Origin of the sequence: Geminocystis sp. CENA526, assembly GCF_050753365.1 — a bacterium.
Lineage (GTDB): Bacteria > Cyanobacteriota > Cyanobacteriia > Cyanobacteriales > Cyanobacteriaceae > Geminocystis.
This window is the reverse complement of the sequence record NZ_JBLZFY010000025.1, coordinates 1-13,937: the sequence shown is the minus strand read 5'-3', so window position 1 is coordinate 13,937 and position 13,937 is coordinate 1. Positions and strand designations below refer to the sequence as shown.

Below are 13,937 nucleotides of genomic sequence, written 5' to 3'. Positions count from 1 at the left end.
GAGAATGAAGAATGAAGAATGAAGAATGAAGAATGAAGAATGAGGGTGTGCCAATTTATCTTACGGAAATGAAAAAATATATTATCTATTGCTTTATTTTAGGTATCTTCTTAATATCTGGTGGAGTGGTAGTACAACAAATTAATAATAATTTAGCTAATCTTGTTATCACGATGGTAACGGGAGGCATGGTAGCGATTATCGCAGGAGGAGTTATTTTCCTTTATAGCAATAAAGGTTTTTGGAGTAAACGATCGACGGAAGCCACTACTAACGCTATAATTTCTACCGTTGCCCTATTATTAATTCTAGGGTTAGTCAATTTTTTAGGATTACGATACTCTATCAGACTAGACTTAACCGAAAATCAACTTTATACCCTTTCTCCTCAGTCTCAACAGTTGGTTAAAAATTTGAGTCAACCCATGACGGTATATGTTTTTGATTCTCCTTCCAATGATTTCGATCGAAAATTATTAAGAGATTATGCTAGAAGAAACGATTTCTTTCAGTATCAATTCGTTGATCCTCAAGTTAGTATTAATTTAGCACAAAAATTTAACGTTACCCGTTTAGGGGATGTGTATTTAGAGTTAGGAGACAGAAGGCAATTAGTACAAACGGTATCTCCTCAAAATCGTCTCTCAGAAGTCAAGTTAACTAACGCTATTGCCAAAATCCAACGAGAAACACAACCTATCATCTACATTTTACAAGGTCATGGCGAACCCTCGATCGAACAGGGAATCAATAGCATATCCCAAGCCGTCACCACCTTAACCGATAAAGGTTATATAGTTTATCCCCTCAGCCTTGCCACTTCTCCCCTCATTCCTCCCGATGCAGATATTTTGATTATCAACAATCCAGAAAAGCAATTATTAGAAGGAGAAATCAAAATTATTGAAAAGTATCTTGAAGATGGCGGTAGTTTGTTAGTGATGTATAATGCCCAAACAAATGTTAACCTTGATCCTATTTTGGATAATTGGGGGGTAAAATTCGATCATAGATTAGTAGTAGATGCTTCAGGCACAGGAGAAGTATTCGGTTTAGGACCTTCTATCACCATCGTGGTAGAATATGGGGATCATCCTATCACCCAAGACTTTAATAACGGTATTACTCTGTTTCCTTGGGCTAGAGCTATCTTAACCGATTCGATCGCGCAGGGTGCCCTTGGCATCGAAAAAGTCAGCACTACTCCCCTGTTAATTACTAATCGGGAATCTTGGGGGGAGAATAACCCCGAAGGGGAAACAGTGGAATTAGATACTAGCGTTGACTTACCCGGTCCTTTAAATATAGGAGTAGCCCTAGCTAAAAAAAATCTTCTCAGTGAAAGCTCACAGCCTCAAGAAGCCTTAGAAACAAAAGAAAATGAAGAATCAGAATCGCTGAACGAAATACCCCCCTTAGAGCCAAAAACAGACGAATCAGATACTAATTTACCGACACCTCCGACTATTCAGACACCGCAACCAACAACTTTAGACGTAGGAGGAAAAAGCAAACCTTCAGAGACGAGAATGGTAGTCATCGGTAACGGCAATTTTGCCACAGATGGCTGGTTTCAACAGCAACTCAACGGCGATTTATTTGTTAACACTGTTGCATGGTTAGGACATCAAGACAATACTACCCTATCTATCAGTCCAAAAGAAGCTACTAACCGCCGAATTAATCTCAGTAATTTTCAGGCTAGTTTAATCACTTGGTTAGCCATTTTCATTATACCTGTTTTGGGTTTCACCGTTTCGATCGTCACATGGTGGCAACGAAGCCGATGAAATAATGAGGAATTAGTAATGAGGAATTAGTAATGAGTAATGAGTAATGAGTAAAAAAAGAATTGGGTTTTAATTCTTAATTCTGCATTCTTAATTCTACATTCTTAATTCTTAATTCTTATGATCGATCGACCTATATACTTAGATAATCACGCTACAACGAAAGTGGATTCTCGTGTGCTATCGGCAATGATGCCCTATTTTGCTGAATATTATGGCAATCCTTCCAGTAACGCCCATCTTTACGGTTGGGAAGCCCAAGAAGCGGTTAAACAGGTTAGAATAACCATCGCCCAAGCTATTAACGCTGATGAGACAGAAATTATTTTTACCAGTGGCGCAACGGAGGCGAATAATTTAGCTATCAAAGGCGTGGCTGAGGCTTATTTTAGCAAAGGAAAACATATTATTACAGTACAGACAGAACATAAAGCGGTTATCGAGCCTTGTGAGTATTTACAAACGTTGGGATTTGAAGTTACTTTTTTACCTGTTGAAAAAAATGGTTTATTAGACTTAGATTTATTGACTAAAAATATTCGATCGAACACTATTTTAGTTTCAGTAATGACGGCAAATAATGAAATAGGAGTAATTCAGGATATAGAAACAATTGGAGCTATTTGTCGTGAAAAAGAGGTTATTTTTCATACCGATTCCGCTCAAGCTATAGGTAAAATTTCTTTAGATGTGCAAAAAATGAATGTGGATTTAATGTCTTTAACTGCCCATAAAATTCATGGCATAAAAGGTATTGGAGCTTTATATATTAGACGCAAAAATCCGAGAGTAAAATTAGCTTCTCAGATACAAGGGGGAGGGCAAGAAAGGGGATTTCGATCGGGTACTTTGTGTACTCCACAAATAGTGGGTTTTGCTGAAGCTGTGAAAATTGCTTTAGCAGAATTAGAAGCTGAAAATCAACGTCAAAAGCAGTTAAGAGATTATTTATGGCAAAAATTAAGCACTTTAGAGGGAATATACCTCAATGGCGACTTAAATCAACGATTGGCAGGAAATTGCAATGTGAGTATTGACGGGGTGGACGGTTCAGCTTTATTATTAGCATTACAGTCTAAAGTAGCACTCTCATCGGGTTCGGCTTGTTCTTCTACCTCCACAAAACCTTCCCATGTGCTTAAAGCGCTCGGACATTCAGATAGTTTAGCTAAGGCTTCTTTACGCTTCGGTATCGGACGTTTTAACACCCAAGAAGAAATCGAGGCAGTGGCGGATTTTACCATTAAAACTATTAATACTCTACGTCGATCGATAAAATCAAGAATTAAGTAGCACAAATATTTAATATTTTTTGTTTTTTATCTTCGTCTAATATTTTATCTAGTTTACTCATTCTATCCCTCTGTATTTGCTATTATTTCGTGTTTACTCGGAGATTAAAATTAATCTTTATAAGAATCAGTCTATCTTTTCTCTAAAGTTCGATCGACATTATTGGTTTTTATTTTACAATTTCATTGTCAAGTGAAGAAAGTTGATTTATTTCAGTGGTAAAATTATCCTATTTTGACAAGTTTATATTTATTTATTTTTTAGTTGTCTAATTTCTTCTTTTTGGTAGTTCAACTTAATTTCTAATTCAGCAATCTTGGTGTCTAATTTATCTTTTAATTCTAATAGTTTACTAACAGTTTCAATAGTGAATTTTTCTAAGTTTTTATGTTTATCTGTTAGATTACCTAAATTTTGATGATATTCTTGAGTAATAGATGATAAACTACTAACATTGTCCAATAAAATTTGCATAGATTCTTTTAGTTTATTAGTTTTTTGATCGATTAAATTTATTTGCTGATTATTCTGTTCTTCTTTATTTTTTAGTTGTTTTATTTCCTGTTGTTGATGATTAACATTAACCTCTAATTTATTCGTATTTACTTCTAATTTATCTTTTAATTTTAAAAATTTATTGATAGTATCAAAAATATATATTTCTAACTTTTTTTGTCCTTCTGTTACAATAATTAAATTTTGATGATCCTCATGAACAAGAGATAATAAATTACTGATATTATTAGGCACTTCTCCTGATTGAGTGTTAATTTTTTGCAACTCATTTAATAATTTATTCATCGATGAAGGTTTATCTATTTTTATTATTCCTTTATCAAGCAACTGCCATGAATAACCAGAAGGTAATATTTCTAAATTAGCTAATTTTTCGATCGTCAAATTACTATTATTAGACTGAATTTTTCCCTGAATAATAAATAATGATTTTAAGTTATTTTGAAAACGATGTAAATTAATTTGTCTGTTACCATTAGGCACTAAATAATAAAATCTTTCGTTATTTTCTTCCCTTAAAATCACCCAATAATAACCATTATTTGCATATTCTACATAAATATTGTCTGGACTTTTTCTTCTATAAGAATCCGCCGTCTCAGAAACAGGAGTCGCATATTCTGCTAAGATTTGGGGAGTGTAATTATAGACATTAATTAATTCTTCTTCACTAATATTTATGGGCTTAGGTTGAGGTTGAGATTTACTGCCCGTAACGATAATTCGTTGATTGGCTTTTTCTAACTCTTGACATTTTTTATCTAAGGCTTGAATTTTTTGATAAACTTTTTTGAGAATATTATTAATGTCATCGGAGTAATTTTGATTTTTCATTGTGTTTCTTTTTTCTGTCATCAAGTATCTAACATCTTATGTATTAGATATTTTAGCTATACAAAATATAGTAACTTAATTTTTACAATCCTAAAACTTATGTCATCATAACAATATTTTGTCATTGGGATGCACTTTGTTTGCGTTGCGAGGTACGAAGCAATCTGAATTAAGACATGATAAAAAGTATTTTTGTGAAGGTAGGCAAAAAGCAAGAACTTTAACGTTATTATATTGTTTAGGTTTTACTATAAAAACAACTATAAATTTATGGCACAAGTAAGACAAGTTTTTTATGATTCTTTAGGTGATACTTTAGTGATTTGGTTTGACAATCCTAACGATGAATATGAAGTGGAAGAAACAGAAGATGAAGTTTTATTAATGAAAAATAAAAATGGTAAAGTTATTGGTTTTGAAAAGTTAAATTTTTCCAGTAAAAATCAATCTTTATCGGTTGCTTTTGAGACTTTATCTATTTAGAAAGTTTTATCCCACGGCATAATCAGTCAATTTACGCATCAAAGGCGGATGAAAACCAATGACAATATTTTGTTTTTCTACCCCTAATCTTACTAATTCTTCTGCAATATCTTTTTCAGTCATATTCCACTGAATCCAAATTTTATCGCCTTTTAAATCAATATGAATTAGGCAATAATGGACATATTTTTGCTCCTCCCAACCAAAAGTAATGACTTGATAATGTCCTTTTTCTTCATCAAAAATACTTTGTATCTCTAATTGATCATTTGCTGGTTTATATTGACTATATTCGGTTAAAATTTCTTTAACTAATTGAGAATATTTAGTTAATTTATCCATGTTAATATTACCTCGTCATTTTGGTCAAAAATTATTAGTTTTAAGTTATTTTCTTTAATCATTATAATAAAACTGCTTCTTGTAAAACTTGATTTTTACTTGTAAAACTTGATTTTTAATGGTTTCATGGAGATTATGGGGTTTAGCTATATCAACTTTTATGCCTAAAAAATCTTCTAATTCTTGTTTTAAGGCAATTCGATCGAACAGACTCTCTCCTTTTTTTATATCTATTAACAAGTCTAAATCACTTTTTTCTGTGGCTTCTCCTCTTGCATAAGAACCAAATATTCTGACATTATAACCCCTATATTTAGGACAAATATTTAATATTTTTTGTTTTTTATCTTCGTCTAATATTTTTTTTAGCCATTGTCATTAACCCTCTTACTTTAAAATGGTGTAATCATCATTATTCATTTTAATTAACTATACAATATTTTTATACATTCTTCCATTTTGTTTAGATAAAGTCAGTAGCTTTTCATAAAATTAGTAATTTTAATGCAGTATTTTTACTATGATAAAAGCTATACATTTTGTTTGTTCGATCGAACCCTACATTTAAAATGCCTGATGTAATTTCTACTTATATTTTTGAGATAGAAATTCCTGCAAATGCGGACAATAATCTGAGTAAAGTAGTTATTAATCAACAAATAAACCTTGAAACTAAGTGAGTAAGTAAAATTAATTGTACATTTTATTTTTCTAAAAGCTATATTAACAATGGGTTTAAACCCATTGCCTCTATACAATTAATTTTGCATGAGTACTTATAACCTTTTTTCCTAAAGACAGTAAAGCATTAGACTTTTTCAGCAGACCCTAAATAAAAAAACTGTAGCCCATAGTTTTAATAAACGTTCTATAATGAAAGATGAAAAAAAATCAGTTTTTGTGGGAGGTGAACTAATGACGTTACAAGAAATGATTAAAGACTTAGATAATTTATCATCTGATGAACAAGTTTCACTATTTAATATTCTTGAGGAAAGACTCAAAAAAGAAATAAAAATCAAAACAAAGGATGATTTAAAAACAAATTTACACCATAAGAAAAAAGATTTTTGGGAGGCGTTACAAGAATTTCGTAATCAAGTAGATTTAGAATCTCTGGATGATGATACTTTTGATAATTTACGAGATAAATCACCTGGTAGAGAGATTATTTTATGACTTTAAAATACTTATTAGATACTAATGTTCTTTCAGAGGTAAAACGTCCTTTACCTAATGAAAATATCACTCAAAATATAACATTATATTCTCAACAAATAGCCACTGCGTCTGTGGTTATTAACGAAATGTTATTCGGTATTTTACGATTGCCAATTTCTAATAAGCGTCGAGATTTAGAAAATTATTTGGAGAATGTAATTTTATCTACTATTCCTATCTTTGATTATGACTTAAAATCGGCTCAATACCATGCACAGGAAAGGGCGAGATTATCAAAAATAGGAAAAACTCCTGCTTTTGCAGATGGACAAATTGCAAGTATTGTTTTTACTAATGACTTAATTTTAGTGACAAATAATGTTAAAGATTTTGCTGATTTTAGTGGCTTAAAAATTGCTAATTGGTTTATAAATATCGATCGAAACTAACATTATTAGACTTCAACAATAATAGCAATACAGGGGTTTAAAATATATTATATTCTTCCGAGTCAATTAAAAATCTATTTGATTTTTTAGATTGATATTTTTTCCCTTCATAAAGTTAATTTAATCTGATTTTATAAAATTATAATCAAGTTCGATCACGAAGTGGCGCTGCGCGATCGAGCCTTTTTATTTGTCTAATTTATCCTTAAACTCTTGTATTTTTTCTTCAAAGATACCTTTCACTTCGTGGAAAGTTTTATCAAAATTATCTAAAATTGATTGATCGCTTTTATCATCTAAATTGCCATTAACAATATTTGCGTTAATAATATTCACTTTTGCTTCTTGTAAAATCTCATCTATTTCTATTTCAAAATCTTTTTTCTTTTCCTCAATAAAAATATTTAAGTTTTCTCGTAAATCTCCCTCAAGAGTTTTCTTGAGATTGATAATTTCACTTCTTTGATTTTGAATACAACCTCTTTGTAACAACAACCAAGTTAACCCAGATGGTATAATTTCTAATTGTGCAAGTTTTGTTACCGTGAGAATATTTGTTCTAAATTCTTTACTTCCTTTTAGTTCAAATAATAATCTAATACTATCTTTTAAACGATAAAATTTTATATTACGATTAGCATTAGGTAATAACCAATAATTTTTTATGTTTTGATCTTCTGTTAAGATAACCCAATAATAACCATTAATTGTATATTCTAAATAAACTTTTCTCCCCATGTTTCTCCTATAAGTATCAGCAGTAATAGAAACAGGAGTAGCATATTCTGCTAAAATTTGAGGGGCGTAATTATAAATATTTATTAACTCGTCTTTATCTAAGGGTATTGGCTTCGGTTGAAGGTTAGATTTGCCACCAGCAATAATAATTCTTTGACTAGCTTTTTCTAATTGTTTTAGTTGTTTATCTATATCTTGAATTTTTTGATAAATAGGTAGTAATTGGTTATCAATATTACTTTCTACGGAATTAATAACTGGCTTAGATTCAATATCAATAAAGGAATAATTATTAAGACTATAATTATCTTCTATATTTTCATTATTTAAGTCTATTTCTCCCGAATAAATTAACCTCCACTTTTGACTATCTTGAATTACGATCGCAGGTTTAATAATATTAAGTTCACTACCTTTTAAAGTTTGCGATAAATTACCATTACAAATAAATAATTTTGATTTATTAATTTGCTGTAAAGTAGGAGGATTAAAGAGAATGTCTCTGTTTAAAAATAAGTAATAATTACCATCATTACTGCCGATAATATAATATTCTCCATTACGATTATTGACTTCTAATTCGATAATTCCTTCCCATGTGCCTGTCGAAACTTTGTTTACAATATCTTTTGTCATACTGACTCTAATCGCATTATAGTTGCTGAAAAAACTTTGGGGATTTTCTTTATATAAATTGACTAATTTTAGCTCTGTTGTTTTATTAAATTGATCTATAATTTGTTGTCTTAATTCTTTAATCTCATGTTTTCTCTTATTGTTACTAATTTCGCCTTTTTTAATCTGACTATTATAATATTCAAGTTCTAATTTTAAATCTTTGATAATTTGTTTATTATTTTTATTGGATAAAATAAGCAAAATGATTAAGCTGATCGAACCTAAGTTTAAAATAAGGGTAATAATAATAACAATTAAAAGCTGATTATTATTTAGTAATTCTTGAGATTGTGAATTATCAATATTTTGTTGATTGTTAGAAATTTGAGAAATATCTAAAGATTTAATACTATCAATTTCTGTTTGAATTAAATTAAGTTGCTCTGTTAAAAATTTATTTAATTCTTGATAGGTTTTTTCGCCAAAATTACCGCAACTACTATCATTTTTATCTTTGATAATTTCTAAGGGGATTTGTATTTGTTCACAAATTTCTGTTTCCTCTAATTGATTATCTTGTAAAAGTGTCACGAAAGAAGCTAGATTAAATGTTTTATTACTGGGAGATGTGTCTATTAAATTTAATACTGCTTTAATTTTTGTTTTTTGTGCCTCATTGACGTAATTTTCTAAACTTTTAAGTGCCGTTGTCAACTCATTTAAGTTTTTTTGAATCTGGGTATAAATATCAGGCTGAATTTCTATGATTTTAGGAGAAGTTTTACTAGCTTCCTGTAATTTTTTTAATAATGCTTCTTCTTGTTGAAAATTCTTAGCAAAAGTTTGATATTTGGTGTTCACTTCATTGTACAAATTAACCATATTTGGACTAGAATCCATAGGAAAATTATTTTCTGAAACTGTATTATTTGGAGATAAAGATGTTTTCTCGCATCCTATTAACAGTAAGGGAAAAAAAGAACTTAAAATAATTAATTTAATAACTTTATTGTCCATAATAACCTCTATTTAATATTTAAAACTATAAAAATAAAGATTATTCTATATCTCTTAAATCTATTTCTCCTGACTCAATTAAACGCCAATATTCCCCATGTTTTTCGACTTTTGCAGGACGATTAATTTTTATATTTTCAGCTTTTATTTTTGGACTTGAAAGTTCCCCAATTATATCAAATAATCTTCCATTTCTTATGGTTCTTAATTTAGAATCAGTAATTGATAAATTATTAGATAAAAATAAATAACATTCGTTAAAATTTGTGCTAATAATAAAATATTCTCCCAGCTTTTTATCTTCTTTAAATTCAATATCACCTGTAAAATATTGTTGAAAAATTTTACTAGCAGTTTCATTTGTTAAATTAACTCTGATATTCTGGTAATTATCGAAAAAACTTCTAGGATTTTGATTATATTCTTCTACAATATTAGTATTTTGATTTTCTATCATTTCTTCAATTTCTTCTGAATTTTGATTCATATTATAAATATCATTACCATAATTTCCTAATAAATTATCTTGGTAATTTTGCATTTGAGATAAGCTCTCTATATTTGATTTTGGATAGTTTTCAGGCGGATTATAATTAGATGAATATGGATTAGAAGAAGGAGGAGAAAAAGCTCTTTTGTTAAAATTTTCTAATTTTTTAAGTCTTGATTGAATTTCAGAATATTCCGATTCAATTAGTTTTCCTAAATCATTAATTTTATTTTCTAATTCAGTAATTTTTTCTTTCAATCTTTTTTTATCTTTATCCCATTGATTTAGTTTTGTTTCTTGATTTTTTAAATCTTTACTGATTTTTTGTTGTGGTTTATATACCAGTAAATAACCTCCTACCGATAAACCAATAATTCCGATAAGAGACAGAGAATTAAGAGTTATATAAACAATATCTTTTTTTGTTAGAGATGATGTTGAGCTATCATCCGTTTCGGATTCAGTATTTTTACATCCTGTAAATAGGGAAGTAAATAGGCAACTCAAGATTAATAATCTAATAATTTTATTTTTTAACATAAGTAATTTGTTTCTGAATAAATAAATGAATATAAAAGAATTTATTTAATTTATTGATCGCCAGAATTAAGGGATATTCTGACGATAATAAGCTATAGATTAGTCTTTATAAGAGTCTGCCCATCTAGTTGCCAATACAGCAAGTAAAGATTTTAAACCCATAATAAACGGTGTTGTTTCCCGAATTTTTTTGGCATCTCCTCGAATGTTTAATAATTCATTTTCAAGATGATATTTAACTTCTTTCCAAAGTTGACTATTTTTGTCTTCTTCAGATTCGGAATTATTTTTATCTTGAGGTTTTTGAGGTTTATAATCAGATTTTTCTAAGGGTTTGATACTTTGAATATTCAATGATTGTAACCCAGTATGAAATTCGTATAAAAAGTTTTCCAAATGAGTTAATTCAGGAATATCAAATTTGGTAATATTTCCCTCTAAATGAAAGCGTGATTGCCACATTTCTTCTTTTTCATACTTTTGATCATCATCATAGTATTCAACATAAAAGTTTTCTCCTGCAATGGGTTGTAAATCTTTGCTATCAGTATTCCCTGTAAGCTCTGTTTCACTAAGCACTAAACCACAGGCTACTTCATGTTTTGGGCGTTGGCTTAATTGAGTTTTTTCTTGAGTATCATCAAATTCTGAGGCTTTACTCATGATTAAACTTAATAATTTGTTAAAGTCTGCTCTCGTGTCATAGATACCTGTAGGAGAAAGCCAATGAAAGAAACGAGAAGCATTACCACCGATATAAACAGGAGTAATTTGAGTTCTGCTGTATTTGCCTTCTTGATGTAAAGTTTTTAAGATTAAACCTACATAGTAATATAAACCTGCAACCCCGATCGCCGTAATAGTAATTAAACGCTGAAAATAGCTATCATCATTTTTATAGGTACGTTTTCCTTTTAACCATTTTTCGGCTGTAAATTTTAAAATGACATCAATAGTTGTGGTGATGGTAGATTTGTTTAAGTTACCCCAGTTCCGACTACCACTATCTAATTCTGTCATCAATTTTTTAGCATATTTGGGGTTTTTGGCTAGAATATCGGAAAAAATATTTCTTCCTGCAAATAATACGGAACATTGATAAACAATACTGCGATTTTCCCAGATAGATATATCGGAAGTGCCTCCCCCCATATCAATACAAGTGGTACGCACTAACGGATGTTCTTCTTTATCATTAAAATATTGTGCCAAGGCTACGCTTTCAGTACAAAAACGTTGGTTATCTTCTATGGTAGGGGTAGAATAGTCTAATCCTGTTTGAGGACTTAATTCTTCGGCAATTTCTTCCCAATTACGATGAAAGGTGATTTTGTCAATGTAAGAAAAAGCACTCGGATATGATACACACCATTGTATTGAGTTCATCCCTTCCGCCGTTGCGATCGCTGAAATATGTAATGCTAAATGTCTTAAAAAGAGTTTAGAATACTGTAAATTAGACCATTTGAGATCCCCTTCTATCCATTGTTTATCGGGATCGAATGACATATCAGGAAAATAAATACGTCCGTCTAATATTGGTTGTAGTGTATCTTGATTGCGATCAGCATTTTTAGTGGTTAAAAGAGTACATAGAGGTAAAGGTTGTTCTGATAGTTGTGCGACTTCGGGAATAAAGTTTTCTAGTAAAGCGACAAATCGAGTATCATTAATGCTTTTGGTGAGGTTAATCTGTAAGTCTTTATTGATTTCCAAAGGCTGATCAACACTGTTATTACCTTTAATATAAATATTGGTAAAAGAAGTACCAAAATCAACTCCTACTCGCCATGTGCCACGGGAGTTAATTTCTGGGGGAGTAGGTAGCAAAATTAAACCGATGTCTTGATAACGACTATCTTTACAAATTACATGGGTAGGCATTTTCTCCACTGTCGAAAGTTGGTATGATCCAGTACCATCGGGAGCTTTAAAAGTGCGAGGTTGTTGAGTAGGATTAGGGAAATAAACCTTAAAAGTCTCATCTCCATAATCACCATCGTAGTAAAAAGTATAGTAAGTTTTCCAGTTGACGGCACGGAAATTAGGCCACACTGTTAATACTGGCATATACTTAATAGCGTTTTCTTCCTTGAGAATATACTCTTTTTGCAGACGTAGAGTGTTAAATTGTTTTTGATTACCAATACCAGAGAGGGTAATAGTTAAAGTTAGGCGAATCCCTTGCCCATTCATGTTATTGAAAGGCTCTAATTCGAGGTTATTAATTAAGTCTTCGGGGGTAAAATAGTCCAATAAAATGGGATTTAGGGGCAGTAAAGGGGTAATTTTTTCACCGTTGAAGGTAAGGGGAAGTTTCGCCTTCGGCACAATGCCTCCGGGAAGGGCATCTTCTAAATCTAAGAATGTTAATTCTTCTAAAAATAATTCTTCGGATGTTTTCCAAACCACGTCATCCCAACCATAGTTACCTTCTCGCAAATCCTTAAGATTCAAGGAAGCGAGGGTTTTGTCTTGATGCACCCAAATATTTTGTTTTGGCACTCCCCAATATTCAGAAATATTCTCATCGATGATGATAAGGGGTTTTTTACTGGTATAAATGCCACTAGCAATCACCCGTAAGTTTGAAGGTTTAGGGGGAATTTTAACGGGTTTATTGAGTAACATTAATGCCCCCCGATTAATATTTTCACCAAAGTAGTTAGTATTCTCGCTGAGACTTAGGCTAGGGATTTCTTGCTCATTAATTCGTAAATCTGCTTTGAATGCTCCAATTAAGCCGATAATTCGATCGAGCGCGAGGGGATTGCCATTAAAATTACGAAGACTGCCCTCAATGTTTTCTAACCAACGCCACAATAATTGTTTAGATTCCTCGTTTAAATAAGGCTCAGGGCTTACTAATATCCCGTTTTGATACCATCGTAAACCCTCCCATTTTCCCTCCTCAGAAGGACAAACAAAAGTACTAGGGCTACTCATACCCACGGGTTTGCCATTCCAAAGAAAGATATAAATTTCTTGCCAAGGATTAATACCCTCCCTTGTATAAAGGGTGTTATTAGCGTCTGGCATTAACTGAAATAAAGCATTACCAAAGGGGTTGTTTTTTTCTTTAGCTAAATCCAAAAACTGGACTTTGAGATTAAATCCCTCTACCTCCGCTAAGGCGATAACCGCTAACATTCCTCGCCACTGTGCCACCATAGCTTGATGAATGGGGTGTTTAGTGTCAAAAAGAGCCATTTGAGTAATCATAGGGCGCGCCCACATGGTAGGTACAGAGCTTACATTTTTAATCGCCCCCGGTGCTTGATAATCGAGACTATCAGCCACATCTCGAAAGGCACTATCGCCCTTGCCTTCCCATTGGGCAGGTTGCCCTTTGGTAATATTGGTATCGTCTTTTAATTTGGATAATAGTAAATCTGCCATAGTTTTTTATTTGTTATGAATTGATTTTAATTTGTAACAGGCAAGATGCCTGTTTTACGGAGTTGATTTTGCGTAGGGGTTGAATATTATTCAACCCTTCCTCATCAAAAAACTTCGTTAACCCTTCCTCATCAAAAAACTTCATTAATCCTTCCTCATCAAAAAACTTCATTAATCCTTCCTCATCAAAAAACTTCATTAATCCTTCCTCATCAAAAAACTTCATTAATCCTTCCTCATCAAAAAACTTCATTAATCCTTCCTCAT

12 protein-coding genes are annotated in these 13,937 nt (G+C 31.3%); 5 read left to right on the top strand and 7 right to left on the bottom strand.

The window, feature by feature from the left end:
- The first annotated feature begins 32 nt into the window (after positions 1-32).
- Complete coding sequence (locus tag ACN4EE_RS09195; protein WP_431706135.1) at positions 33-1,790, top strand: GldG family protein; 1,758 nt, start codon at positions 33-35, stop codon at positions 1,788-1,790.
- Between the two features lie 120 nt (positions 1,791-1,910).
- Positions 1,911-3,083, top strand: coding sequence for a cysteine desulfurase family protein (locus ACN4EE_RS09190; protein WP_431706133.1), 1,173 nt, complete (start codon positions 1,911-1,913; stop codon positions 3,081-3,083).
- A 249-nt stretch (positions 3,084-3,332) separates the two neighbouring features.
- Here ACN4EE_RS09190 and ACN4EE_RS09185 read toward each other — a convergent pair whose 3' ends face one another.
- The gene (locus tag ACN4EE_RS09185; RefSeq protein WP_431706132.1) at positions 3,333-4,433 is read right to left on the bottom strand and encodes a coiled-coil domain-containing protein; all 1,101 of its coding nucleotides are present in this window, start codon (positions 4,431-4,433) and stop codon (positions 3,333-3,335) included.
- Between the two features lie 270 nt (positions 4,434-4,703).
- Here ACN4EE_RS09185 and ACN4EE_RS09180 point away from each other — a divergent pair, with 270 nt between their 5' ends.
- A complete protein-coding gene (locus ACN4EE_RS09180; protein ID WP_431706131.1) occupies positions 4,704-4,916 on the top strand; it encodes a DUF2283 domain-containing protein in 213 nt (70 codons plus the stop codon).
- Between the two features lie 6 nt (positions 4,917-4,922).
- Here the strand turns inward: ACN4EE_RS09180 and ACN4EE_RS09175 are convergent, their stop codons facing one another.
- Both ACN4EE_RS09175 and ACN4EE_RS09170 read right to left on the bottom strand, forming a co-directional pair.
- A complete protein-coding gene (locus ACN4EE_RS09175; RefSeq protein WP_431706130.1) occupies positions 4,923-5,258 on the bottom strand; it encodes a XisI protein in 336 nt (111 codons plus the stop codon).
- A gap of 54 nt (positions 5,259-5,312) precedes the next feature.
- A complete protein-coding gene (locus tag ACN4EE_RS09170; protein ID WP_431706160.1) occupies positions 5,313-5,582 on the bottom strand; it encodes a nucleotidyltransferase family protein in 270 nt (89 codons plus the stop codon).
- 549 nt (positions 5,583-6,131) lie between these two features.
- Here ACN4EE_RS09170 and ACN4EE_RS09165 point away from each other — a divergent pair.
- The gene (locus ACN4EE_RS09165) at positions 6,132-6,437 is read left to right on the top strand and encodes a hypothetical protein (protein ID WP_431706129.1); all 306 of its coding nucleotides are present in this window, start codon (positions 6,132-6,134) and stop codon (positions 6,435-6,437) included.
- The gene (locus ACN4EE_RS09160) at positions 6,434-6,868 is read left to right on the top strand and encodes a type II toxin-antitoxin system VapC family toxin (RefSeq protein ID WP_431706128.1); all 435 of its coding nucleotides are present in this window, start codon (positions 6,434-6,436) and stop codon (positions 6,866-6,868) included. The genes ACN4EE_RS09165 and ACN4EE_RS09160 overlap by 4 nt, the downstream gene beginning before the upstream one ends.
- Positions 6,869-7,054: 186 nt before the next feature.
- Here ACN4EE_RS09160 and ACN4EE_RS09155 read toward each other — a convergent pair whose 3' ends face one another.
- The 4 genes from ACN4EE_RS09155 to ACN4EE_RS09140 all read right to left on the bottom strand — a co-directional run.
- Positions 7,055-9,241 (bottom strand): hypothetical protein, encoded by a 2,187-nt coding sequence (locus ACN4EE_RS09155; RefSeq protein WP_431706127.1) that lies wholly within the window; start codon positions 9,239-9,241, stop codon positions 7,055-7,057.
- Positions 9,242-9,281: 40 nt separating this feature from the next.
- On the bottom strand, positions 9,282-10,271 hold the full coding sequence (locus ACN4EE_RS09150) for a hypothetical protein (RefSeq protein ID WP_431706126.1): 990 nt from the start codon (positions 10,269-10,271) through the stop codon (positions 9,282-9,284).
- 99 nt (positions 10,272-10,370) lie between these two features.
- Positions 10,371-13,670 (bottom strand): hypothetical protein, encoded by a 3,300-nt coding sequence (locus ACN4EE_RS09145; protein WP_431706125.1) that lies wholly within the window; start codon positions 13,668-13,670, stop codon positions 10,371-10,373.
- A 13-nt stretch (positions 13,671-13,683) separates the two neighbouring features.
- Positions 13,684-13,937: hypothetical protein (locus tag ACN4EE_RS09140; RefSeq protein WP_431706124.1), on the bottom strand; the 254-nt coding region annotated here is incomplete at its 5' end.